Source organism: Pseudomonas sp. CFBP 13710 (genome assembly GCF_014842235.1).
Lineage (GTDB): Bacteria > Pseudomonadota > Gammaproteobacteria > Pseudomonadales > Pseudomonadaceae > Aquipseudomonas > Aquipseudomonas baltica.
This window is the reverse complement of the sequence record NZ_JACYVJ010000006.1, coordinates 170,951-193,010: the sequence shown is the minus strand read 5'-3', so window position 1 is coordinate 193,010 and position 22,060 is coordinate 170,951. Positions and strand designations below refer to the sequence as shown.

General features: G+C 60.4%; 23 protein-coding genes, 1 tRNA gene and 2 pseudogenes. 10 read left to right on the top strand and 16 right to left on the bottom strand.

The features are described from left to right. Positions 1-42 precede the first annotated feature (42 nt). Positions 43-993 carry a fatty acid desaturase gene (locus tag IFT44_RS15370; RefSeq protein WP_192176175.1) on the top strand — a complete coding sequence of 317 codons (951 nt, stop codon included), beginning with the start codon at positions 43-45 and terminating at the stop codon, positions 991-993. Continuing rightward, the gene (locus IFT44_RS15365) at positions 990-1,781 is read left to right on the top strand and encodes a phosphate/phosphite/phosphonate ABC transporter substrate-binding protein (RefSeq protein ID WP_192176174.1); all 792 of its coding nucleotides are present in this window, start codon (positions 990-992) and stop codon (positions 1,779-1,781) included. The genes IFT44_RS15370 and IFT44_RS15365 overlap by 4 nt, the downstream gene beginning before the upstream one ends. Before the next feature lie 29 nt (positions 1,782-1,810). Here IFT44_RS15365 and IFT44_RS15360 read toward each other — a convergent pair whose 3' ends face one another. Then, positions 1,811-3,919, bottom strand: coding sequence for a TonB-dependent receptor (locus IFT44_RS15360; protein WP_192176173.1), 2,109 nt, complete (start codon positions 3,917-3,919; stop codon positions 1,811-1,813). A 159-nt stretch (positions 3,920-4,078) separates the two neighbouring features. Here IFT44_RS15360 and IFT44_RS15355 point away from each other — a divergent pair, with 159 nt between their 5' ends. After that, positions 4,079-4,801 (top strand): DUF4198 domain-containing protein, encoded by a 723-nt coding sequence (locus IFT44_RS15355; RefSeq protein WP_192176172.1) that lies wholly within the window; start codon positions 4,079-4,081, stop codon positions 4,799-4,801. Positions 4,802-4,817: 16 nt separating this feature from the next. Here IFT44_RS15355 and IFT44_RS15350 read toward each other — a convergent pair whose 3' ends face one another. Next, complete coding sequence (locus IFT44_RS15350; protein ID WP_122713585.1) at positions 4,818-5,447, bottom strand: DUF1826 domain-containing protein; 630 nt, start codon at positions 5,445-5,447, stop codon at positions 4,818-4,820. Between the two features lie 120 nt (positions 5,448-5,567). Here IFT44_RS15350 and IFT44_RS15345 point away from each other — a divergent pair, with 120 nt between their 5' ends. Next, positions 5,568-6,455 (top strand): alpha/beta fold hydrolase, encoded by an 888-nt coding sequence (locus tag IFT44_RS15345; protein ID WP_192176171.1) that lies wholly within the window; start codon positions 5,568-5,570, stop codon positions 6,453-6,455. Between the two features lie 41 nt (positions 6,456-6,496). Here the strand turns inward: IFT44_RS15345 and IFT44_RS15340 are convergent, their stop codons facing one another. Further along, complete coding sequence (locus IFT44_RS15340; protein ID WP_122712926.1) at positions 6,497-7,387, bottom strand: LysR family transcriptional regulator; 891 nt, start codon at positions 7,385-7,387, stop codon at positions 6,497-6,499. A gap of 259 nt (positions 7,388-7,646) precedes the next feature. On the opposite strand from IFT44_RS15340, the gene IFT44_RS15335 reads away from it, so the two are divergent. Together IFT44_RS15335 and IFT44_RS15330 are read left to right on the top strand one after the other, a co-directional pair. Further along, positions 7,647-8,945 (top strand): CitMHS family transporter, encoded by a 1,299-nt coding sequence (locus tag IFT44_RS15335; RefSeq protein ID WP_192057374.1) that lies wholly within the window; start codon positions 7,647-7,649, stop codon positions 8,943-8,945. 101 nt (positions 8,946-9,046) lie between these two features. Beyond that, positions 9,047-10,411: an MmgE/PrpD family protein gene (locus IFT44_RS15330; RefSeq protein WP_192057375.1), complete on the top strand. Its 1,365-nt coding sequence runs from the start codon at positions 9,047-9,049 to the stop codon at positions 10,409-10,411. A 130-nt stretch (positions 10,412-10,541) separates the two neighbouring features. On the opposite strand, the gene IFT44_RS15325 is transcribed toward IFT44_RS15330, so the two are convergent. The 3 genes from IFT44_RS15325 to IFT44_RS15315 form a co-directional block, all read right to left on the bottom strand. Continuing rightward, complete coding sequence (locus IFT44_RS15325; protein ID WP_192176170.1) at positions 10,542-11,339, bottom strand: sulfite exporter TauE/SafE family protein; 798 nt, start codon at positions 11,337-11,339, stop codon at positions 10,542-10,544. A gap of 4 nt (positions 11,340-11,343) precedes the next feature. Then, positions 11,344-12,909 carry a bifunctional protein tyrosine phosphatase family protein/NAD(P)/FAD-dependent oxidoreductase gene (locus IFT44_RS15320; RefSeq protein ID WP_192176169.1) on the bottom strand — a complete coding sequence of 522 codons (1,566 nt, stop codon included), beginning with the start codon at positions 12,907-12,909 and terminating at the stop codon, positions 11,344-11,346. A 105-nt stretch (positions 12,910-13,014) separates the two neighbouring features. Further along, positions 13,015-13,344: an ArsR/SmtB family transcription factor gene (locus IFT44_RS15315; RefSeq protein ID WP_122478691.1), complete on the bottom strand. Its 330-nt coding sequence runs from the start codon at positions 13,342-13,344 to the stop codon at positions 13,015-13,017. 92 nt (positions 13,345-13,436) lie between these two features. Between IFT44_RS15315 and IFT44_RS15310 the strand changes: the two genes are divergently transcribed. The 3 genes from IFT44_RS15310 to IFT44_RS15300 all read left to right on the top strand — a co-directional run bounded on the left by IFT44_RS15310 (position 13,437) and on the right by IFT44_RS15300 (position 15,085). After that, entirely contained in the window at positions 13,437-14,300 is an 864-nt protein-coding gene (locus tag IFT44_RS15310; protein WP_192176168.1) for an MBL fold metallo-hydrolase, read from the top strand. Between the two features lie 201 nt (positions 14,301-14,501). After that, a complete protein-coding gene (locus IFT44_RS15305; protein ID WP_192176167.1) occupies positions 14,502-14,780 on the top strand; it encodes a type II toxin-antitoxin system RelE/ParE family toxin in 279 nt (92 codons plus the stop codon). A gap of 8 nt (positions 14,781-14,788) precedes the next feature. Beyond that, positions 14,789-15,085: a HigA family addiction module antitoxin gene (locus IFT44_RS15300; protein ID WP_122478697.1), complete on the top strand. Its 297-nt coding sequence runs from the start codon at positions 14,789-14,791 to the stop codon at positions 15,083-15,085. A 162-nt stretch (positions 15,086-15,247) separates the two neighbouring features. Here the strand turns inward: IFT44_RS15300 and IFT44_RS15295 are convergent, their stop codons facing one another. From IFT44_RS15295 to IFT44_RS21160, 3 genes and pseudogenes are all read right to left on the bottom strand, one after another. Then, the gene (locus IFT44_RS15295; protein WP_192054213.1) at positions 15,248-16,216 is read right to left on the bottom strand and encodes an XdhC family protein; all 969 of its coding nucleotides are present in this window, start codon (positions 16,214-16,216) and stop codon (positions 15,248-15,250) included. 215 nt (positions 16,217-16,431) lie between these two features. Beyond that, on the bottom strand, positions 16,432-16,647 hold the full coding sequence (locus tag IFT44_RS15290; protein ID WP_192054211.1) for a hypothetical protein: 216 nt from the start codon (positions 16,645-16,647) through the stop codon (positions 16,432-16,434). Then, positions 16,635-16,844 (bottom strand): annotated as a pseudogene (locus tag IFT44_RS21160) (rhodanese-like domain-containing protein); the annotation flags it as partial. The gene IFT44_RS15290 and the pseudogene IFT44_RS21160, both read right to left, overlap by 13 nt. On the opposite strand from IFT44_RS21160, the pseudogene IFT44_RS15285 reads away from it, so the two are divergent. Further along, a pseudogene (locus IFT44_RS15285) lies at positions 16,811-16,984 on the top strand (helix-turn-helix domain-containing protein); the annotation flags it as partial. The pseudogenes IFT44_RS21160 and IFT44_RS15285 overlap by 34 nt on opposite strands. A 127-nt stretch (positions 16,985-17,111) precedes the next feature. Here IFT44_RS15285 and IFT44_RS15280 read toward each other — a convergent pair. From IFT44_RS15280 to rpmI, 7 genes are all read right to left on the bottom strand, one after another. Continuing rightward, positions 17,112-17,188, bottom strand: a tRNA-Pro gene (locus IFT44_RS15280). Between the two features lie 89 nt (positions 17,189-17,277). Next, positions 17,278-17,634 (bottom strand): MerR family transcriptional regulator, encoded by a 357-nt coding sequence (locus IFT44_RS15275; protein ID WP_043188397.1) that lies wholly within the window; start codon positions 17,632-17,634, stop codon positions 17,278-17,280. Beyond that, entirely contained in the window at positions 17,615-17,917 is a 303-nt protein-coding gene (ihfA, locus tag IFT44_RS15270; RefSeq protein ID WP_002553164.1) for an integration host factor subunit alpha, read from the bottom strand. The genes IFT44_RS15275 and ihfA overlap by 20 nt, the downstream gene beginning before the upstream one ends. A gap of 3 nt (positions 17,918-17,920) precedes the next feature. Then, on the bottom strand, positions 17,921-20,299 hold the full coding sequence (pheT, locus tag IFT44_RS15265; protein ID WP_192176166.1) for a phenylalanine--tRNA ligase subunit beta: 2,379 nt from the start codon (positions 20,297-20,299) through the stop codon (positions 17,921-17,923). 27 nt (positions 20,300-20,326) lie between these two features. After that, complete coding sequence (pheS, locus tag IFT44_RS15260; RefSeq protein WP_192176165.1) at positions 20,327-21,343, bottom strand: phenylalanine--tRNA ligase subunit alpha; 1,017 nt, start codon at positions 21,341-21,343, stop codon at positions 20,327-20,329. A 109-nt stretch (positions 21,344-21,452) separates the two neighbouring features. Then, on the bottom strand, positions 21,453-21,809 hold the full coding sequence (rplT, locus tag IFT44_RS15255) for a 50S ribosomal protein L20 (RefSeq protein WP_043188388.1): 357 nt from the start codon (positions 21,807-21,809) through the stop codon (positions 21,453-21,455). A 27-nt stretch (positions 21,810-21,836) separates the two neighbouring features. Beyond that, positions 21,837-22,031: a 50S ribosomal protein L35 gene (rpmI, locus tag IFT44_RS15250; RefSeq protein WP_002553160.1), complete on the bottom strand. Its 195-nt coding sequence runs from the start codon at positions 22,029-22,031 to the stop codon at positions 21,837-21,839. Between the last annotated feature and the right edge of the window lie 29 nt (positions 22,032-22,060).

Sequence of the window (22,060 nt, the reverse complement as noted above, 5' to 3'; positions counted from 1 at the left end):
GCTAGTGTCGACGACATACCGATCAGCATTCGTGTCGTCCTTATGCCCAATTATCTCGATTCCCGTCACCGCCAATCGATCCTGAAACTGCAGAATACCTGGACCGCGCGCAGCGACTGGCCAACCTGGCTGCTGCTGCTCGGCACCTATGGCGCCTGGTGGGCGCTGATCGAATTCGGTTCGTTCATCGGGCGACCGCTCACAGTACTGCTGCTGGTGCCGCTGCTTACCCTGTGGATGTCACTGCAGCATGAACTTCTGCACGGCCACCCTACCCGCTGGCGCAGCGTCAACAAGGTCCTGGGCTATGCCCCGCTGGCCATCTGGTACCCCTACACGCTGTACCGCGACAGCCATCTGGCCCATCACCGCGACGAGACGATCACGCTGCCGCGCGACGACCCGGAAAGCCGATACCTCGATGCCCGGGCCTGGTCAGGCAGCGCGGGGCCCGGCCGGACGCTGCACTGGCTGAACAAGACCCTGCTGGGCCGTCTCTGCGTAGGCCCGGCCCTGGCGCTTGCCGGTTTGATTCACGAGCAGTGCGCCCGCCTGTTGCGCGGCGAGGCGCAAGCGTGGCTGATGTGGGGCACTCATCTGCTCTGCGTGCTGGCGCTGTTCGGGTTCATCAGCGCCCAAGGCGTGGCTGTCTTCGATTACCTGCTGGCGAGCATTCTGGCGCTGGCGCTGTCCATGATTCGTTCCTACTACGAACATCGCCCTGCCGAGGCACCCGAGCAGCGCTCGGTGCTCAACGAGGCGGGCTGGCCCTGGCGCTGGCTGTTTCTCAACCTCAACCTGCACCTGGTGCACCACGACCTGCCGGGGTTGCCTTGGTACTACCTGCCCCGCGTGTACCGCGAGCGCCGCGCGGACTGGCTGCAACGCAGCGGACATTTTTTGGTCAATGGCTACAGCGAGCTGTTTCGGCGTTATGCCGTGTCCCCCGTCGACAGCCCTTTGCACCCTCGCGGCGGAGGCACCCAGCCATGAGCACCGACGTGATCGCTGCACTGCCCATGTATCCCGCGCCCGCCGTAGTCGGCGAGGCGTACCGCCGCTGGCTGGAGGAAACCCTGCAGTTGCTGGGCACCGACCGCCCCACGCCCTGGCCGGGTTCACTCGCGAACCTGTGGCTGCATCCACGACTGTTGTTGGCGCAGACCTGCGGCTTGCCTTTGATCACTGAACTCAAGCATCGGGTCCGTATCGTCGGCCGACCTCATTTCGCGCTACCCGAGGCACAGGCCGGACAACATTGCAGCCTGCTGATCGCTCGCCTCGATGACCCACGGCAGACCCTCGCCGAATTCTTCGATTGCCGGGGCGCCTACAACAGCCTCGACTCCAACAGTGGCATGAACCTGCTACGCCATGCGCTGATCCCCCATGTGCGGGAAGGTCGGTTCTTCAAAAGCGTTCAAGCGACCGGCAGTCATCGCCAGAGCATTGCCCACGTCGCCACAGGCATCGCCGACCTGGCGGCCATCGACAGCGTTACCTTTGCCTACTTGGCTCGCCATGCCCCGAATGAAGTCGCCGGCGTGCGGGTCGTGGAACGCACGGCCAATGCGCCGACATTGCCCTATATCACCAGCCTCCACGGGCCAGAGCCAGGCTTGCTGCGCGAGGCCATGAATGCGGCACTGGCAAATCTGCCAGAGGTTGCGGCAGTGTTGGCTATAACGACCGTGCAGGAAACGGCCTTCGCCGATTACGAAGTATTGCTGGAGTATCGGGACAAGGCGCGGCGGCATATCGGACAAGCCGAGCTGTGGTAGCCTCGCATCGCTTGGGCCGACCCTGGCCGTCAGAAAAAGTACCTTACCGATGCGCCCAGGGTGGTTGATGGCTGAGGCACGATCACCAGGCCGCTGTTGGTGCCATAGGCCACTTCGCTGCCATACCGGTGGGGCTGAAAAGTGCCGTAGACACTGAACTGGTAATCGCTGTAGTCGTAGCTGGCGCGCAGGTCATAGCGCGTGTAGGCAGGCATGGTCTTCCTGCCAGTGCCGACGTAATAGGGAATGCCGCCCAGATGATGAGCATCGGCATTCAATGTAACTTGCCCACCCATGAACCCGTCTCGATACTGAACGCCCGCCTTGTAGGTGTGCTCCGGCACGACCAGTCGCGCACCGATACCCGGCGCCGGGTTGGTGATGACCGCATCGATGATCCGGCCATAACTGATGTAGGTACTGACGGTCGACGTGGCTTGATAGTTGACACTGGTCTCCAGCCCTTTGCGCGTGGTGTCACCTACTTGCTCGTACACACCCGGCGAGGTTTGCACGGTCTCGCTGTCGTTCTGGATGTAATAGAACTCGGTGGTACTGGACAGGCTATCGGTAGGCCGCAGGGTAAAACCCACGTCGTAGGACTTGACCTTGCTGGGGCGCACGCTGCCGTTTATCTGTCCACCCGTGTCCCTGAGCGGAAGCGCACTGCTGCTGCCTGAACTGATGTACTCCGCCGCTGGGGAGCGGAAACCCTGAGCCACATTGGTGAACAGTTCGAGTTGATCGATCGGTGTCCATGCCACGCCGAACCTGGGCGTTGTCACCGAGCTGTTGTAGCCGGTACTGGCGTCTCGAAACTTCAGGTTGTCGATATCGTAGTCGAACCGATCGTGACGGATACCGGCGAGCAACTTGAGCGAATCGATGGGCTTGTACTGGCCCTGCGCGAAGACCCCATAGGTGATGAGGTCCATGTCGAAGTCGTAGTAGAAGTTTTGCGTGGGCTGGAAGTTGCGGTACTGCTGGCGAAAGGCATCGCCTTTGTCGCGACGCACGTCCGTACCGACCATGAGCGATGCCGTGTCTTCATACACGAAGTTATAGGCCAGGCGACCACCGTAGATGTCACGATCATCCTTGCCATAGTTATGTGTGTTCGTACCGTTGGAGATGGCGCGTACGCGCCTGAAGTCTTCGTAATAGGCCGTGTAGTACAGGCCCGCTTCGCCCTCGGCCGGCGACCGATTGAACACGTAGGTATTGCGATTGGCGTTGCCGAAGCCATACAGGTTGTCGGTATCGCGGCGGCCGACGGTGCCCGCCTTCAATGCGGGCAGGCTCAGATAGCCGTCATTCCTGAAGTCCGATTCGTAATGGCTGAACCGCGCCGAGTATTTCGCATCGCCAATGACTTTGGAAAGCTTCCAGAAATAGTTGTCGCGCTGGTTTTCGGCGGCCTTGCGGTATCCGTTGGTCCTGTAGAGGTCAGTCACCAACAGTGACTCGAGGCCTTCATGTTCACCGCCTAGTACCACGTTAGTCCGCTGGCCATCGAAGCTGGCGACATCCACCCCGATGCTGGACGCGACGTCACTGCCGTCCAAGGTTTCGATGTTCACGGCGCCTGCCCGATTCTGATCGCCGTACAGTGCCGACACCGGGCCTTTGATGACGTCCACACGCTTGATCATCTGCGGCGTGAGCCATTCCAGAAATACGGGACCATGCCCTGCCCCGCCCTGACTTGAGGGAATGTTCTGCGGCACCCCGTCCACCGACACCGCCACGTCGGCCCCGTGGGTGCCATTGGTGGCGAACCCGCGCATGCGAAAACCGTTACCGGTGTCCCCCTGATCGATGTTGTTGGCTACCACGCCCGGCACCCGTCGGTAGATGTTGGAGATATCGCGATCCACGTTGAGGGTGCGGATCTCTTCTTCGGTTATCGTCGAGACGGCAGTCGGCAGGCTTTGCGAGGCCGTGCTGATCCGATTGCGCACCAGCGGTTGCGCTATACCCGTGCCGTATCGATCGCCTGAAATCTCGACAAGGCCCAACTCGGTAGGCCCTGGTGGTTCCGACTCCTGTGCCGCCAGCGGCGTGTAGAAACCAACGCTGCCAGTCAGCGCCGCGCCAGCGAATGCCAGGCGCCTGAAGTGATTCGCATATCCGTACATGAACAATCCTGTTTACGTTATGATATAACGTGACAATATTACAACCGAAATTGTCCGTTGACCAGAAACGCCCTACACGATTGCCATGCTGCACCCGCGATGCCTATCGGCATCGTTCGAGCGCACGGCTCAACCCCTGCAGAACACTCGGGAAAACCCATGAAAATTGCTTTGTCATTGCTTGCCGCTGCAACCCTTCTCAGCGCCCAAGGTGCGTATGCCCATGGTATCTGGACCGAACAACGCTACGGCCAGTTGGACGTCGTCTACGGGCACGGCGCAGAAGACCAGGCCTATGCCGCGGATAAGGTCAAAGGCGCATGGGCCTACGATGAACGCGGACAAATGATCTCGGTGACGGTCGAGAAGCTCGGCGACCACGCGCGCCTGCATCCAGCCGCGCAGCCCGCCGTGCTCGCCGTTGCCCTGGACAACGGTGTCTGGAGCAAGAACGCTCAGGGAGAATCGGTGAACAAGCCCATGGCTGACGTACCTGGCGCCGTCAGCGCCAGTCACAGCTACAAGTACAGCCTGGCGATCCTGAAAGCACACGCGCAGGTGCCCGACGCGCTGAAATTGGCCATGGTCATTCGGCCGTTGAAAGATCCGAGCGAAGTAGGCGTCGGTAATCCATTACCCGTTGAACTGACGATCGACGGCAAGCCGGCCGGTGGCATCGCCCTGCTCGATGACTACCGAGGCATGTCGGACGCCAGTAGCGTCGTCACCGATGCACGAGGTCGCGCCACCGTCACCGTGCGCAACGCCGGGTTGAACGTCATCGCGGCTCAAGCCAAGGTAGCCGCGGTCGATCGCAAGGACGTTTCAGAGCGCAGCCTCTTCACCTCGCTGACCTTTGTCGGCAAGGCACACCAACACTGAGTCCGCGAGCCGCCCTTCATTTCAACCAATCCAGCGTCATGATCAGGCGGCGCTCGCCAGCCCGTGCCTGCGGCGAGCGATGAATGATTCCGCGCCCTTCGTTGCTCATCCATCGCTCACCCTTGAACAAGGCCACGTCAGCCGCCAGCAGCTTGTGCGGTGCATCCACCGGTTCGGACCCGGCCTGCCCCAGCCCCGCCCTGGGCATCGCACCCTCTTCGAGCCATTCGCTGCCCCGGCCAGCGTACGTCGTGATCAAGCGCACGGAGACCCGATCGACGTGATAACGCGGACACATCGCCTTGTCCAGAATGCGCAGACGCAGGCCGATACGCTCGGCGCCCAACAGGCAACCGTAGGCCTGGATCAACCAGGCAACGTCCTCGACGAACTCGGCGTAACCCTCACACTGAGCGAAAGCGGCAGCCAGCCCGACCAGATCCGGGGGCTCTTCCCCCTGTAACTCAATCACTCGCGACTCCGATAGTGGATCGTCACGGCACAACAACGCATCAGTGAAACTCGCGATCGCGGGCGAAAATTGCCGCGTCCAGATGGCCAGGTTTATGTCGTCGCGCAGGATCTCCGCCAGCACGGCGGGCTCGGGCGACTGAATGTAATGGGGGGTGGCGGGCATGGCATACATCGCATCAGTGGAGGATATGAATAGATATAACATAACATATCAATAACCACGCCCATGATCCAACGAGATGTGTTAGTCGCGCCGTTGTCACAGCTTTATCACCCAAAGGAGGATGAGCCAGTGAAACAGATTCAAGCAGGCGTGCTCAACGTCGCGTACCGGGACCTTGGCCCAGCCGATGGGCCTGCGGTCGTGCTGTTGCATGGCTTCCCCTACGACATCCGCGCCTACGACGCGGTGGCCGAACGGATCACCGCTGCCGGTTGCCGATGCATCGTTCCCTACCTGCGCGGATACGGGGGCACGCATTTCGTCGACGCAAACACGCCTCGCTCGGGTGAGCAAGCAGCCTTGGGGTCGGACCTGCTGGCATTATTGGATGCTTTGAAAATTCCCCAGGCCGTACTTGCCGGCTACGACTGGGGTGGCCGCGCAGCGTGCGTGGTGTCCGCCCTGTGGCCCGAGCGCGTCGTGGGACTGGTCAGTTGCGAGCCGGGCTACAACATCCAGGACATTGCCCATGCGACCCGCCCCGCCGCCCCGCAAGCCGAACAGCGCTTGTGGTATCAATACTACCTGCACGGCGCCCGTGGCTACGCAGGCCTTGAAGCCGACCGGGATGCCTTCTGCAAGCTGCTGTGGCAACTATGGTCGCCGACCTGGGCATTCACCGATGAGGTGTTTTTAGCCTCGGCGCAGTCGTTCCACACTCTCGACTTCGTCGACGTGGTCACGCACTCCTATCGCCATCGCTTCGGACTGGTCGACGGCGATGCGCAGTACGCGGCCATCGAACAGAGGCTGGCGAAGCAACCCGTCATTGCCGTGCCAACGGTCATCCTGGCCGGTGCTTGCGACGGTGTCACCCCGGTTCAGGATGAGCAGCAGGCGCTACGCCGATTCAGCGCCCCTGTTCGTCGATCGATCCTCGAAGGCGTGGGCCACAACGTCCCGCAGGAGGCACCGGAGGCATTCGCCCAGGCGGTGCTGAGCCTGTTAGGGCCGTGAGGCCCCTACCATGGTGTGGCCCATCGATTGGTGTCGGGTGTCTATTCACTCAAGAGCGTGCGCAGCAGCTCGATCATAGGCTCGACCGCCGGGCTGCTTCGATTGGGTGCCTGCACCAGATGCAATTGCCTTGACGCCACGGAATCATCCAGATCGCGAACGACTATATCCGCCCTGCAGGTGGTGGTGGACAGTTTCGGTGCAAGCGCCACGCCCAACCCTGCAGCGACCATTGCCTGGGTTTCCTGATAGTCGTTGGCCAACAGGGCGATGCGTGGCGTGAACTTGCACTGGGCAGCGGTGCGGTGCAGCAGCTCGGTGATTTCATGACCATCGGACCGGCACACCCAAGCCTCCTTGGCGAGCTGAGCCAGGTTCAGAGGTCCTGCCTCCTGCGCCATTGCGTGCCCTGCTGGCAGCAATACCACCGTAGGGTCCGTGCGCAGCTGCAAGGTCGACCCAGGTTCGTTCAGCCACGGATATGTCCAGGTAATGGCCAGATCGAGCTCACCCGAGCCGATGAGTTGACGCAACGCCACCAGACGCGTGCTGCGCACATCCAGGGTGATGGTCGGATGCCGCGCCCTGAACTGCATGACAATTCGCGGCAACAATGAAGACCCCAGCGTCGGAAACACCCCCAGCGACAGGTGGCCGGCGCGGCCTTCGGCAACACTGCGCAGTTCCGTCTCGAGCTGCGCCATCTGTGCCTCGATCAGGTTGACCCGGCGCATGACCCGCTCCCCGGCATCGGTAAGCGCCATGCCATGGGGTCGACGCTCGAACAGTGGCAGCCCGATGACGCTTTCCACACGCTGTACCGTTTGAGAAACCGCGGAGGGGGTCAGGTGCAAGCTGCGTGCGGCAGCGGTCATCGAGCCGACTCTGCCGACTTGTGCCACCACTCTGAGTTTTTCGATATCGAGCTTCATGGAAACAGCCTATTAGCTATTAAGCCAGACTTCAATCTGTGTTTAGCATTTGTCGTTAGGCTTAACGACCTGGCGTTGATATCTTTTTATCAAGCGCTGCAATTCTCGTCAGCAGCACTACCCAGACACAATAAAAACAAAAGGCACCGCTCATGAACCCACGACACAACCTGGTCTCGCAGACAGATCACTGCCTGCCCCATCCGCCCGTCCCCTTTATTGTTCTTGTCCCATTCGACGCCTGCTGAGGAGCACCGACATGTTGGCTCTCCTCGGTTTTGCCACCTTGGGTGTGTTCATGCTGTGCGTCATCCGCAAATGGATGACGGCCTTCGTCGCGATCATAGTCGTGCCAGCATTTTTCCTGCTGTTCACCGGCCAGGGCGCACAGCTGGGCGAAATGATCGCCGCCGGCATCAAGACGGTAGCACCCACTGCCGTGTTGCTGTTGTTCGCCGTGCTGTATTTCGGCTTGATGATGGATGCGCGCTTGTTCGATCCGCTATCGCGACTGATCATCCGCATATCCAAAGGCGACCCAGTCAATATCTGCGTGGGCACCGCCGTCCTCGCCTGTCTGGTCGCCCTGGATGGCGACGGAACCACCAGCTACATGATCATCTGCTCGGCTTTCCTGCCGCTCTACAAAAGGCTTCACATCAACCCGTTGATCATCGCGACCATCGCCACCATGGCGCTGGGTACCGTGTCCGGGACGACCCCTTGGGGCGGTGCTGCAACACGGGCCGTCAGTATCCTGCACCTGGACGCCAGCGAGTATTTCGCGGCAATGCTCGGCCCGATGATCCTGTCCTGCGCCTTTGTCTGCCTCATTGCCTACGTGCTGGGGCGCAAAGCGCGCAAGGCAATCGATCCGCAGCACAGTGCGCAGGTTTCAGCGCAGATCATCGCCGAGAGCTGCCAAGTCGAGCACGCCGCGAACTGGCGGACGGCATTGAACGCTGCACTGACCGTCCTGCTGCTGGTGTGCCTGGTCTTGGGTGTAGCCAACCTCATGGTGTTGTTCATCGCCGGTTTCGTCATCGCACTGTTCGTCAATGTGCCACAAGCTGCCGACCAAGGCGCTGTCATTCAGCGGCATGCAGCAAGTGCCGTGCCTGTGGTGATGCTGGTGTTAGGCGCAGGGGTCTTCACGGGGATTTTGACTCAAACCGGCATGACTACGGCGATGGCCGAAGCCTTCGTGGGCAGTCTGCCCAGCCACCTCGGCTCATTGATCCCACTGGCCACCGCGCTGATCGGCATCCCCCTGAGCTTCTTCATGGCCAACGACGCGTACTTCTTTGGCATCGTGCCGGTACTGGCGGAAATGGCCGCGCGCTACGACATCCCTGCCATGGAGATCGCTCGTGCCGCCGTCATCGGCCAGATGGCCCATTCGATAGGCCCGGCCTCGGCGCCCTTGTGGGCCTTGCTCGGCATCATCAAGGCAGACCTGGGCGACTTCCAGAAATTTGCCTGGAAATGGGTGCTGCTGGCATCGCTGGCCTACATGACTTTTGCCGTCCTGACCGGGGCAATCTCCGTCTCCAGGTAGATCCCGCTCTGCGTGGCGAATTTGACTCCATCCCGGCAATGCGGCCTTGAACGAGGTACCGACACGCCTGGTCGATACCTCCCTTCACGATTGGACTCACAATGAAACTGACCTCTGCCATCGCAGCACGCACCTGCAGTCTGACCTTCGAGCACTTATCCCCACAGGCCTTATGGAATGCCAAGCTCGCCATCCTCGACACCGTGGGCTGTGCCCTGGCAGGCGCACGTGAACCCGTAGTGCACACGCTGCTGCAGACCGGGGGACTGAACACCTTCGGCGCAGTACCGGTACTGGGCAGACACGAACGACTGGACCCGCTGTGCGCGGCCCTGGTCAACGGTGCTGCGGCCCATGCGCTGGATTTCGACGACGTGAACATCGCCATGGGCGGGCACCCTACCGCGCCGATCCTGCCGGCCTTGTTGGCCTTGGCTGCAGAAGGGGGACACACCGGCCGCCAGCTGTTGCTGGCTTACGTGGCCGGCTTCGAAACGCAGGCACGCCTGGCACAGAGCGTCAATTTTCATCACTACGACAAGGGCTGGCACCCAACTGCCACCTTAGGCGTGTTCGGCGCAGCTGCGGCCAGTGCTCGGTTGCTTGGCCTCGATGAACAGCAGACCTCGATGGCCTTGGCGCTGTGTGTGTCGTTGGCCTCGGGTGTCAAGGCCAACTTCGGCACCATGGCCAAGCCCTACCACGTCGGCCATGCCGCCAGGAACGGCTTGATGGCAGCGCTTTTGACCCGCAACGGTTTCACCGCAAGCCTGGATGCCTTCGAACATCGGCAAGGTTTCTTCGAAGTGTTCAACGGCCCCGGAAACTATACGCCGGCACTGGCATTGCAGAATTGGGCTGCTCCCCTGGACATCGTGGAGCCAGGTATCGGCATCAAGCTCTACCCCTGCTGCGACAGCACACACACCAGCCTCGATGCCTTGTTCACGCTGCGCCGTGACCACCCTTTCGAGGTTCGCGACGTTGCAGGCATCGAGGTCTACCTGCATCCACTGCGTCTGACCCATGTCGACCGCCCTCTGCTACGGACCAGCCTGGATGCCAAATTCAGCGTGCAATATTGCCTGGCCCGCGCCCTGATCGACGGCCGCATCGTACTTGACAGCTTCAGCGAAAACGCCTTCAACGACGCCGAAGCGCTGGCGCTCATGCAACGCATACATGCCCTGCCTCACCCCACCCCGTCTCTGGCCAGACGGGGCAACTACCTGACCGACTTGCACATTCGATTGCACGATGGGACGCGGCTGACCGTGCGAGCGCACAGTCCGGCCGGCAGGACCGCCGACCAGCCAGCCCCTCTGGAGAGCATCATGACCAAGTTCAACCACAACGCGGCCAAGGCCTTGGATACGCAAGCCGTTGCAACCTTGAGCGATACCCTCATGCGCATGGAGCAATTGCCCCGCGCCGAGGTGATCGGCGATCTTTGCGCGACGCGTTGAACGTCGGTAAAACGCCAAGTGCGTCCTGGGGCAGGTAGTGCAGAACACGGGGCCTAATATATGCACTCGCCCATGTGCACTCGAGGGGCATCCACTTGGACACCGCTGCTGCATTCCCTGTATTGACCGCTCAACCAATGCGAAAGAAAATCTTGCCCAGCATCAGCAGGCTTACGCAAACACAGAGCACAGAGAACATCTGCTGCAAAAGCCGTGCAGGTAGGGTCGGCGCCACAAGGCGGCCGCCAATCATGCCGACCAGTGCCGATACGGTGAACACGGCGCCTGCCGAGGAAAACTTCATACCCTGGCTGAACAGATGGCCCAAGGTACCCAGTGACACCAGTGCAACCACCATCAGTGAAGTGGCCACGACGCCATGCATGCGCACGTCGCTGAACGTTCGAAAGGCGGGAACGATGAAAAACCCTCCCCCGACTCCCAGCAAGCCGGTCAGGAACCCCGAAGTCGCGCCAATCGATGCCAGCGTCGCCAGGCAGCGGGCATTCCAATCGAGTTTGCCCGTTGCAGGGTCGAGCATACAGTTGCGCTGCAGCGCGCCCTGGGCCTCGTCGTCGCGTCGGGACTGCAGGTACATTCGACACGCTACAACCAACATGACCAGCGCAAACACTGTCGTCAATGCTGTACCGGGTACGCGCGCGGCCACGTGAATCCCCAGAGGAGCTGCCACCCATCCGGCGGCAGCCATGGTGGCTGCTGCCTTGTAGCGTACCAGGCCCTGGCGCAACCCCTGCAGCGCGCCGATCGAGGCGGCGCTGCCAACCGCCAGCAACCCGATGGGCGTCGCTTGGGTAATCGACCAACCCAATCCAAGGGTCAGGGCCGGAATCGCCAGAATGCCACCACCTGCCCCGGTGAGCCCCAGCACCAGACCGACACAGGCCCCCAATATGAATGTCAGCATCAGGTCACTTCGAAGAGCAGGCGGTGAGCCACTCACGGCCCTTGAGCATGCCATTCCAATAGAACCACGGTAGCAATCGGGCCTTGAGGAACCAGGCCGACCTGCGCGCGATGGTCGGGTCCATCGGGAACGTAGGTAGCAATTTTCCGCCATAGCCAAACTCGGCCAATATGACCTTGCCGTTCTCGACGGTGAGCGGACACGAACCGTAGCCGTCATAACGTCGAGGCAGCTCACGGCCTTTGCGCAGTGCGATGAGGTTGTCTGCGACCACGACTGCCTGCTTGCGCGCAGCCGCTGCGGTTTTGGCGTTACTGGTGCCGCAGACATCCCCCAGGGCAAATATTTCAGGGTAGCGCGGGTGCTGCAACGTGGCTGGATCGACCTCCAGCCATCCGGCCTTGTCGGCAAGCTCGCTGCGGCGAATCACATCCGGCGCTTGCTGCGGTGGCACGACGTGCAGTACATCGAAGTGTTTTTCCACGCGCGTCACGTTTCCGGCCGTGTCTGTCACATCGAACCATGCGGTCTTGCTCGGGCCATCGACCCTGACCAGATTGGACTGGAAGGCGAGTTTCGCGCCGTAGGCTTCGACATACTTCATCAGCGGGGCGACGAACGTGGCAACCCCGAACAGCACGGGAGCTGCCAGGTTGAACTCGACCGAAATCGACTGCAGCACGCCCTCATTGCGCCAGTGATCACAGGACAGGTACATCGCCTTCTGCGGCGCGCCCGCGCATTTGATCGGCATGGGAGGCTGGCTGAACAGGACCTTCCCGCTGCGCAGCGAGCGAACCAGTTCCCAGGTATAGGGGGCCAGGTCGTGGCGGTAATTCGACGTCACGCCATTCTTTCCAAGGGTGTCTTCAAGCCCTTGGATTTCTTCCCAGGCCAGTTGCAGACCCGGGCAGACGATGAGTTGCTGGTAGGCCAGCTCGCTGCCGTCGCTGAGCAACACCAGCTTGCGGGCTGGGGCGAAGGCCGACACCGACGCCCTGATCCAGCATGCGCCTTGGGGAATGACGCTTTGCATGGGGCGGACGGTGGCATCGATGGGGTAAGCGCCCCCGCCTACGAGCGTCCAGGCGGGCTGATAGTAATGTTCGGTGCCAGGTTCGACGATCGCAACGCGTAAAGACGAATCTCGCTTGAGCAGACCGGCCGCAACGGTGATACCGGCAGAGCCTGCGCCCATGACCACTACATCGTACTGCTGGGTCGGGGGGCTGCCTTTGGTTGCCGCCTCGTACAACTTGGCGGACCGATTGCCGGTACGGCAGTAGGCAAGCACCGGCTTGGGCAACTGCTCCAGAAGCGCGTTCAGCGCTTGAGCCTGGGCTGCCGTAGCACCGGAGCTCGCCACCGGTAGATATCGGAACTCCAGCCCCGACGAGACAGCCGCTCGGTGCATGGCCAGGTGGCTGGGTTGCTCAGCCCCACCTTCATCGTCAGGGCGATTGCAGATCAGGCTGGCGAACCCTTGAGCTCGCACCTCAGGCACATCCTGCGGATCGAGTTGGCCCGCCACCGAGAACGATGCGTCTATTCGCTTTATCACTTGCTCCATTACAAACCCCGGGCATAGCCACCGTGTGAGAGTTCCAACACCGCGCCCCGGCCGAGCCACGCGAGGTGCGATGGCCCAGCGACGAGCAACGGATCATGCAGAGGCTTACTTCTTCAGCGCCTGGCCACAGTAAAGTCCCGACAAGGTCTGCATCAGCGAGACCACCTCGAAGCTGGCCAACGAGTAGTAGATGTACTTGCCCATTCTGCGGGTGTTGACCATTCCTTCGTCGCGCAGCACACCCAACTGCTGCGACAACGTCGGCTGCCTGATCCCGGACAATGCCTCCAATTCCCCTACGTTTCGCTCGCCCTGGGTCAGTTGGCACAGCAGCAACAGACGGTCTTCATTCGCCAAGGCTTTGAGCAAGGCACACGCCTTGGACGCGGAATCGCGCAACAGACCGATTTCTTCGGTGGACAATTGAGCAGTCATGGAAAGCCCCGATGGGTGATCGGTCGACAGTCTACGATTGAATAGTATATGTTTCAATATAGTGTAACGACGTGAATCGAAGAGGTTGCCCAATGACTGCCCAGATTGAAGGTTTCTACGACACCGCCACCTCCACGGTGAGCTATGTCATTTTCGAAGCGCCAGGGGGGGCATGTGCAATCGTGGATCCGGTGCTGGATTACGATGCCAAAGCCGGGCGAATCCGCACCGATAACGCGGACCGCATCATCGCCTTCGTGGACAGCCATGGGTTGCAGGTGCAGTGGCTGCTTGAAACACATGCCCATGCCGATCACCTCTCGGCCAGCGCTTACCTCAAAGCCAAGCTAGGCGGCAAGATCGGCATCGGTGCGCAGATCACCGTCGTGCAGGGCGCGTTTCGGGATATCTACAACCTCGAACCCGACTTCCTGCTGGATGGCTCTCAGTTCGACACGCTGTTCGAAGCGGATGAGATCTTCCACATCGGCAGCATACCGGTGCAGGTTCTGCACGTGCCTGGCCATACGCCTGCGGACGTCGCCTATCGAGTTGGAGATACACAGGTCTTCGTCGGCGATACGCTGTTCATGCCGGATGTCGGCACTGCCCGATGCGATTTCCCCGGCGGGGACGCCGTACAGATGTATGGCTCGATCAAACGGCTGCTGAGCCTACCCCCCCAGACCACACTGTTCATGTGCCACGACTATCCTCCTGCCGACAGGGAAGCGTCCTGGATCACCACCGTTGCCGAGCAGCGCGCGAACAACATTCATGTCGGTGATGCGTCCGATCTTGAATCGTTCGTACGCATGCGCACAGCCCGCGATGTCAGCCTGTCGGTCCCGGCGCTGTTGCTGCCGGCGATCCAGGTGAATATCCGCGCCGGCAATCTGCCCCCTGCCGATGAAAGCGGGTTGTGCAGCCTGAAGATTCCTTTGAACAGGTTTTGAGAGGGTTTGTCGTGGTTAGGTAATGGCCTCAGTGAGCATGAGCGGAGCTGTTTCATCGCCACCTCGCTAGAAAGTATCGCCGAAACCCACCTCGAAATAGTTGCTCGAATGATTGCCGGACACCCTGTTCAACAATGAGTTGAATACGGCGTTGGAAAGGCACATGCTTGATCTTAACGAATAACGTTAAGCGTTCAATCCATGATTCGAAGCTTTGCATGCGTCGATACGGAAGTACTTTTCACCACCGGCAGGACAAGGCGCTGGGCAGACATCAAGTCAGTCGCGGAACGTAAACTGGCCGCACTGCATGCTGCGAAGGAGCTTCGAGACTTGCGCTCACCGCCCGGAAACCGGCTTCACACCTTGGAAGGTGACAGAGCCGGCCAGCATAGCATCAGCATCAACATGCAGTGGCAGGTATGCTTCATATGGACCCAGAACGGCCCTGAACACGTTGAGATTGTCGACTATCACTGAGGTGCATCATGTTCAAGAATGGCATGCGTCCCATACATCCCGGCGAGATTCTTCGCGAGGATTTCCAGCACGAAATGGGCTTCAGTGCCGCTGCTCTGGCCCGTGCTTTAGGCGTATCTACGCCGACCGTGAATAACATTCTGCTTGAGCGTGGTGGCGTATCGGCTGACATGGCCTTGCGCTTGGCCGTCTGCCTGGATACCACTGCAGAGTTCTGGCTCAACCTGCAAACAGCGTACGAGTTACGCAAGGCAGAGCTGGAGCATGGAGATGCGATTGCAGCGGTACAGCGCCTGGTTGCTTGAAATGAATCCAGATGCCCGCCAAGGGCGGGCTTCAGACACGCGCAGGCTCAAGCGCTCCATTATGACCTTCCCTGGCGCTCCTGTTGCGCCGCTGAAAACTCCTGACCCACTCGCCTGCAAACGCTCGGGGATCATCAGTCGCTGCACGGCAGGGATAATGGCTCAGAGCGAGTCCCGGGAGATCCCATTACTCACACGAACGATGTCAGCCATTACAGCCAGGGCAATCTCCGCCGGTGTCTTGCTTCCCAGGCTCAAGCCTACCGGTGCGCTGATACGGCTAATTGCCCGATCGTCCAGAGCGCCGATGCGGCGAACGCGTTCAAGGCGCTTTTCACTGGTACGTCGTGAGCCCATGGCGCCGATATAGAACGCGGGCGTTCGCACCGCTTCAAGTAACGTCAGATCATCCAGGCGTGGGTCGTGGGTGAGCGCGACAACGGCGGTGCCCGCGTGGCAGCCACCCTTGGCGATGAAGACCGCGGGTAGTTGCTCGATGACTTTCACCCCTTCCACGTGAAACCTGTGGAGCAGCTCGGTGCGCGGATCACAGACAATGACTTCATAGCCCAATGACACGGCGAAACTTGCGCAAAATTCTGCCACAGGCGACAGCCCCGCTATCAATAACCGCCGTGCTGCGCCAATGCGAATGGCGACCTGCTGGTCGAATACTTCGACGGTTTGACCCTGCGCAGAAGAGGTGTCGAGTGCACGGTCGTCGCTGACCAGAGAAACGTTACGGATGATCCGTTGCTGGCCTTGCAGCGCGTGCAACATCAAGGAAAAGTGCTCGAGTGACTGACAGCCGGGGCCGAACTGCTCAACGAGTACGTCAAGGACGCCTCCACACGGCAGCTCCATTGAAGGCGCCAGACCTCCTTCGCCATATCGAACGATTTGGTTGTCGGGCCCGAACTCGTCACGCGCAAGACGCTCGAGGAAGTCGTCCTCGACACAACCGCCTGAAAGGGACCCGCAAAAACTTCCACTGGCCAGCGCAACCAGCATTGCCCCTGGCCCCCGTGGCGCAGAGCCAAACGTAGAAAGAACAGTGCAAAGCCACACGCACTGCCCCTGTTCAAGCCACTGCTGCCCTTGCTGGACTACTTGGAGGTCAAGGTTGTTCATGGGGCTTACGGTCCACTGTGTTTGCAGAAACCCGAGCAATGAGGTGGGCTGGGACTACCCGATTCAGTATGTGTTGGAGCGACTTTCAAAAGTTGCCCGATCCGCGCGGGTTATTGCCTATTTCTTGCGACCTTGAGGCTAAACCAAGCGCGATGCTGCGAGCTCGTCGAACCGGGCAATCATTGCCGCGAACCCGGAAGGTACTGACCTGGCGATCAGATGAGGATGGATGACACACTCATCCGGTGATAGTGGCGAAGTTCGCCGACCACCTCGCGCCCAAAGGCGCGCGCCAGCAGGCTTTGCTCATCCACTCTGAAATCATCCAGGTAGTCTTCGAATGCTGCCAAAGCGCGCATCAGTTCGATCAGTACAGGGACATCGGTCGCAGCGGCTGCGCGAACTGCCGAGCCTGAGGTCAGCACGCGCAAGAGATCGAAGTGGAGGTGCTCTGCACAATGTCGGTATTCGAGAGGCTAAGGCCTTCATCGAGCCAGCCGGTGACACCACCGATCATTTCCTTCACCGCATAACCGAGCTGAGCTATTCGTGCAGCTGCCCGGTGCACACCGTTACAGTGAGGGCCGGCACAGGCTGCAACATGCACGCATGACTCAGGCTCGCTCGCTGCTTGAGAGCACAGTTCTCAATACCGAGCAAATCGCCGAGCGATGCGGATTCGCCTCGATGGAAAGCTTCAGGGTGGCCTTTCGCAAGGCAGTCGGGCTTGCGCCATCGCTCTATCGAGACGGTTTTGGCCAGCGTTGAATCAGGAGCACAACCAGCAGCCCTGCCGCTCACCCTGCTTTCGGTGTAACGGCTCGTGTAAAAATGAAGACAAAAAAAAACCACTTTCGAGAAGTGGCTTTCTTGTCTGATTTTACTCAGGAATAAATGGTCGGGACGGAGTGATTCGAACACTCGACCCCTTGCACCCCATGCAAGTGCGCTACCGGGCTGCGCTACGCCCCGACCGAGCGTAAAGCTGTTCCAGAACCTCTGAGAACGTCGAGGAATATACCTTAAGCATTTGAATTATGGAAGTATTCTTTTCCAGAAATTCACTTCTTGAGGACACTCAGCACATCTTCGAGCTCGGAGATCGTCTGGCGGATCAGTTGCTTGTACTGGGTGGTGTCATCCTTGGCCTCGTCGCCGGACAGGCGCAGACGTGCGCCACCGATGGTGAAGCCCTGGTCATACAGCAGCGCGCGGATCTGGCGGATCATCAGCACATCCTGGCGCTGGTAATACCGACGGTTTCCGCGACGCTTCACGGGGTTGAGTTGAGGAAACTCCTGCTCCCAGTACCGCAGCACATGTGGCTTGACGGCGCACAAGTCGCTCACTTCACCGATGGTGAAGTAGCGCTTGCCGGGAATGGGCGGGAGCTCGTCGTTATGACTTGGTTCCAGCATAGGCCTCAACTCGGGCTTTCAACTTCTGCCCTGGACGAAAGGTGACCACGCGGCGAGCCGTGATCGGGATTTCTTCACCGGTTTTCGGATTGCGGCCAGGCCGCTGGCGTTTGTCCCGAAGGTCGAAATTGCCGAAACCGGACAATTTGACCTGCTCGTTGTCTTCAAGAGCGTGCCTGATTTCTTCGAAGAAAAGCTCGACCAATTCCTTGGCCTCTCGTTTGTTCAGGCCCAACTCTTCATAAAGACGTTCCGCCATTTCAGCTTTCGTCAAAGCCCCCATGCGCTACTTCCTTAACGTGGCGTTCAACCTTTGTTCGAGCGAGGTGAGGATTGTTTGAGTCGTGGCATTCACCTCATCGTCATTAAGAGTGCGCGATGGATGCTGCCAGGTCAAGCCAACAGCCAGGCTTTTTCTATGAGGATCAATGCCTTTACCCTGGTAGACGTCAAACAGCCTGAGGTCCGTGAGCCATTCCCCTGCATTCTCGCGAATGACCGCGAGCACTGCGCTGGCAGCCACATCACGATCGGCCAGCAGTGCCAGGTCGCGGCGCACTTCGGGGAAGCGCGACAACTCCTGGAACTTCGGCAGACGGCCTTCGGACACCTGCGCAAGCACCAGCTCGAAAACGAAGACAGCGCGATCCAGACCCAGCGACTTCACCAGTTCCGGGTGCAATGCGCCCAGATAACCGACCAGCTGACCCTCGCGCTCGATACGCGCGGTCTGGCCCGGATGCAGAGCAGGATGCTGCCCCGGAACGAAGGTGAAGGCATCCAGCGCACCGGCGAAGCCAAGCACGGCTTCCACGTCGGCCTTGACGTCGAAGAAGTCCACCGTCTCGCGACCCTGCGCCCAGCCTTCGGGCAGACGACTGCCGCAGACCACGCCAGCCAGCATGGGCTCTTGCTTCAAGCCATCGAGCTGACCGACGAAACGCAGGCCGCTCTCGAACAGGCGTACGCGATCCTGCTGGCGGTTGAGGTTGTGCTGCAGAGCCTTGACCAGGCCTGGCCACAGCGACGAGCGCATGGCCGCCATGTCGGCCGAGATCGGGTTGGCCAGCAGCAGCGGCTCGACGCCGGGGCTGAACAGTTCGAACAGCTTGGGATCGATGAAGCTGTAGGTGATAGCCTCCTGGTAACCACGTGCAACCAACAGGCGGCGCAGGGCCGGCAAGTCGGAACGTGCCTCCGGGGCGGCCTGTGGCGCCAGCCGCGCTTGCGGGTAGCGCACGGGCAGGCGGTTGTAGCCATAGAGCCGTGCCAGCTCTTCGATCAGATCGACTTCCAGGCTGATATCGAAGCGATGGCTCGGCACCTCCACGGACCACTGCCCTTCCCCGCCGGCCGTGACACCCAGGCCCAAGCCGGTCAGCAACCCTTCAATTTCGCTGGCGCCCATTTCCAGGCCCAGCATCTGGCTGACCCGATCGGCTCGCAAGGTGATCGGCGCAATCTGCGGAAGATGCTCCTGGCTGACGTGTTCGACGATCGGACCCGGTTCGCCGCCGGCGATTTCCAGCAACAGTGCGGTCGCACGCTCCATGGCTTCACGGGCCAGATTCGAATCGACACCGCGCTCGAAACGGTGCGACGCATCGGTGTGCAGCCCGTACGAGCGGGCCTTGCCGGCCACCGAGATCGGTTCGAAAAACGCTGCCTCGAGGAACACGTCGCGGGTCTTGGCGGTCACGCCGCTGTTCTCGCCACCCATCACGCCAGCGATGCCCAGCAGGCGCGCGTGGTCGGCAATGACCAGCGTGTCGCCGCGCAGTGCTACTTCCTGACCGTCGAGCAGGGTGATCTTCTCGCCCTCCTCGGCCATGCGCACGCGGATGCCGCCGTCGATTTCGGCAAGGTCGTAGGCATGCATCGGCTGGCCCAGCTCGATCATCACGTAGTTGGTGATGTCTACCGCGGCATCGATGCTGCGCACTTCGCTGCGACGCAGACGCTCGACCATCCATAACGGAGTGGCCCTGGACAGGTCGACGTTGCGCACCACTCGGCCGAGGAAGCGCGGACAGGCGGCGGGGGCCAACACGTCCACTGCCAGCACCTCGTCGCTGACCGGGGCTACCGCAGCGATGACCGGACGGGTCACTGGGGCTGCATACAGCGCGCCCACTTCCCGCGCCAGGCCCGCCAGCGACAGGCAGTCGCCGCGGTTGGGCGTCAGGTCGACCTCGATGCTGGCATCGTCCAAGCCCAGGTAAACCCGGAAATCCTCACCCGCAGGGGCATCGGCCGGCAGCTCCATCAGGCCGTCGTTGCCCTCGCCGACCTGCAGCTCGGACTGCGAGCAGAGCATGCCGTTGGACTCGACGCCGCGCAGCTTGGCTTTCTTGATCTTGAAATCGCCCGGCAACTGGGCGCCGATCTTGGCGAACGGAATCTTCAGGCCGGGGCGCACGTTCGGCGCACCGCAAACCACCTGAAAGGTTTCGCTGCCATCGCTGACCTGACACACACGCAGTTTGTCGGCGTCCGGGTGTTGCTCCGTGGCAAGCACTTCACCCACCACCACGCCGCTGAACTCACCTGCGGCCAGGGTCACACTGTCCACTTCCAGACCTGCCATCGACAGACGTGCAACCAGCTCGTCTCGCGAGGCCTGCGGGCTTACCCAGCCGCGCAGCCATTGTTCACTGAATTTCATCCTGCTCTCCTGAAAGATTCGTTACGGCTAGCGAAATTGCGCGAGGAACCGCAAGTCGTTGTCGAAGAACAGGCGCAAGTCGTTGACGCCGTAACGCAGCATGGCCAGACGTTCTGCGCCCATGCCGAAAGCAAAACCCTGGAACTCTTCGGGGTCGATACCCGACATGCGCAGCACGTTCGGGTGCACCATGCCGCAGCCCAGCACTTCCAGCCAGCCGGTCTGCTTGCAGACCCGGCAGCCCTTGCCGCTGCACATCACGCATTGGATATCGACTTCAGCCGAAGGCTCGGTGAAGGGGAAGAACGAGGGCCGGAAGCGTACTGCCAGCTCTTTTTCGAAGAACACCCGCAGGAATTCCTCGATGGTGCCTTTCAGGTCCGCGAAGTTGATGTTCCGGTCGATCAGCAACCCCTCGACCTGATGAAACATCGGCGAGTGGGTGATATCCGAGTCGCAGCGATAGACCCGTCCCGGGCAGACGACCCGGATCGGCGGCTGTTGCGACTCCATGGTCCGCGCCTGCACCGGTGAGGTGTGGGTACGCAGCAACATGTTGGCATTGAAATAGAAGGTGTCATGCATCGCACGGGCCGGGTGATGGCCTGGGATGTTGAGCGCTTCGAAGTTGTGGTAGTCGTCTTCCACCTCGGGGCCTTCGGCGATGCCGTAGCCTATGTGGGTGAAAAACTGCTCGATACGCTCCAGCGTCCGGGTAACCGGATGCAGGCCGCCAGTGGTCTGGCCACGGCCAGGCAAGGTGACGTCGATCTGCTCGGCGGCGAGCTTGGCGCTCAGTTCGGCTTCTTCGAATGCCGTCTTGCGCGCATTGAGGACATCTGTGACACGTTCCTTGGCTTCGTTGATCAGCGCGCCCACCTTGGGCCGCTCATCGGCAGGCATGTTGCCCAAGGTCTTCATCACCTGGGTCAGTTCGCCTTTCTTGCCAAGGAATTGAACCCGGATCTGCTCCAGGGCATTGATGTCTTCAGCGTGTTGCACGGCCTCCAAAGCTTGAGAGACCAGCGCATCCAGGTTTTCCATGTACAGACTCCAGATACGAAATAGGGGAAGAGCTTGAAGGCTCTTCCCCTATTCATGACGTTTAACACCCAAGCCCGCCGACGGCAGGCTGGAGTGATTGTCGGGGTACTTAGGCCAGCGAGGCTTTAGCTTTCTCGACAATCGCAGCAAACGCCGCTTTTTCGTTCACTGCCAGATCAGCCAGAACCTTACGGTCGATCTCGATGGACGCTTTCTTCAGGCCAGCAATGAAACGGCTGTAGGACAGACCGTTTACACGAGCACCGGCGTTGATACGAGCGATCCACAGGGCGCGGAACTGACGTTTTTTCTGACGACGGTCACGGTAGGCGTATTGGCCTGCCTTGATTACCGCTTGCTTGGCAACACGGAATACGCGCGAACGAGCGCCGTAGTAGCCTTTAGCCAGTTTCAGAATTTTCTTGTGACGCTTACGGGCAATGACGCCACGCTTAACACGAGCCATGAGTTAGTCCTCTATCTTTGACCGAAATTAACGAAGGCGCAGCATGCGCTCGACTTTTGCCACGTCAGACGGATGCAGCAAGCTGCTACCGCGCAGTTGACGCTTACGCTTGGTCGACATTTTGGTCAGGATGTGGCTCTTGAAAGCGTGCTTGTGCTTGATGCCGTTAGCGGTTTTCAAGAACCGCTTAGCTGCACCACTTTTGGTTTTCATCTTTGGCATGTTCGGGTACTCCACATTCAATTGATAAA

Coding starts and splice junctions, on each gene's coding strand:
- IFT44_RS15295 (WP_192054213.1), bottom strand. CDS start 16,216: ATGAACAACCTTGACCTCCAAGTAGTCCAGCAAGGGCAGCAGTGGCTT.
- IFT44_RS15335 (WP_192057374.1), top strand. CDS start 7,647: ATGTTGGCTCTCCTCGGTTTTGCCACCTTGGGTGTGTTCATGCTGTGC.
- IFT44_RS15315 (WP_122478691.1), bottom strand. CDS start 13,344: ATGACTGCTCAATTGTCCACCGAAGAAATCGGTCTGTTGCGCGATTCC.
- IFT44_RS15355 (WP_192176172.1), top strand. CDS start 4,079: ATGAAAATTGCTTTGTCATTGCTTGCCGCTGCAACCCTTCTCAGCGCC.
- IFT44_RS15360 (WP_192176173.1), bottom strand. CDS start 3,919: ATGTACGGATATGCGAATCACTTCAGGCGCCTGGCATTCGCTGGCGCG.
- IFT44_RS15365 (WP_192176174.1), top strand. CDS start 990: ATGAGCACCGACGTGATCGCTGCACTGCCCATGTATCCCGCGCCCGCC.
- IFT44_RS15275 (WP_043188397.1), bottom strand. CDS start 17,634: ATGCTGGAACCAAGTCATAACGACGAGCTCCCGCCCATTCCCGGCAAG.
- IFT44_RS15300 (WP_122478697.1), top strand. CDS start 14,789: ATGTTCAAGAATGGCATGCGTCCCATACATCCCGGCGAGATTCTTCGC.
- IFT44_RS15325 (WP_192176170.1), bottom strand. CDS start 11,339: ATGCTGACATTCATATTGGGGGCCTGTGTCGGTCTGGTGCTGGGGCTC.
- IFT44_RS15370 (WP_192176175.1), top strand. CDS start 43: ATGCCCAATTATCTCGATTCCCGTCACCGCCAATCGATCCTGAAACTG.
- IFT44_RS15340 (WP_122712926.1), bottom strand. CDS start 7,387: ATGAAGCTCGATATCGAAAAACTCAGAGTGGTGGCACAAGTCGGCAGA.
- IFT44_RS15305 (WP_192176167.1), top strand. CDS start 14,502: ATGATTCGAAGCTTTGCATGCGTCGATACGGAAGTACTTTTCACCACC.
- IFT44_RS15310 (WP_192176168.1), top strand. CDS start 13,437: ATGACTGCCCAGATTGAAGGTTTCTACGACACCGCCACCTCCACGGTG.
- ihfA (WP_002553164.1), bottom strand. CDS start 17,917: ATGGGGGCTTTGACGAAAGCTGAAATGGCGGAACGTCTTTATGAAGAG.
- IFT44_RS15330 (WP_192057375.1), top strand. CDS start 9,047: ATGAAACTGACCTCTGCCATCGCAGCACGCACCTGCAGTCTGACCTTC.
- IFT44_RS15320 (WP_192176169.1), bottom strand. CDS start 12,909: ATGGAGCAAGTGATAAAGCGAATAGACGCATCGTTCTCGGTGGCGGGC.
- IFT44_RS15350 (WP_122713585.1), bottom strand. CDS start 5,447: ATGTATGCCATGCCCGCCACCCCCCATTACATTCAGTCGCCCGAGCCC.
- rplT (WP_043188388.1), bottom strand. CDS start 21,809: ATGGCTCGTGTTAAGCGTGGCGTCATTGCCCGTAAGCGTCACAAGAAA.
- rpmI (WP_002553160.1), bottom strand. CDS start 22,031: ATGCCAAAGATGAAAACCAAAAGTGGTGCAGCTAAGCGGTTCTTGAAA.
- pheT (WP_192176166.1), bottom strand. CDS start 20,299: ATGAAATTCAGTGAACAATGGCTGCGCGGCTGGGTAAGCCCGCAGGCC.
- pheS (WP_192176165.1), bottom strand. CDS start 21,343: ATGGAAAACCTGGATGCGCTGGTCTCTCAAGCTTTGGAGGCCGTGCAA.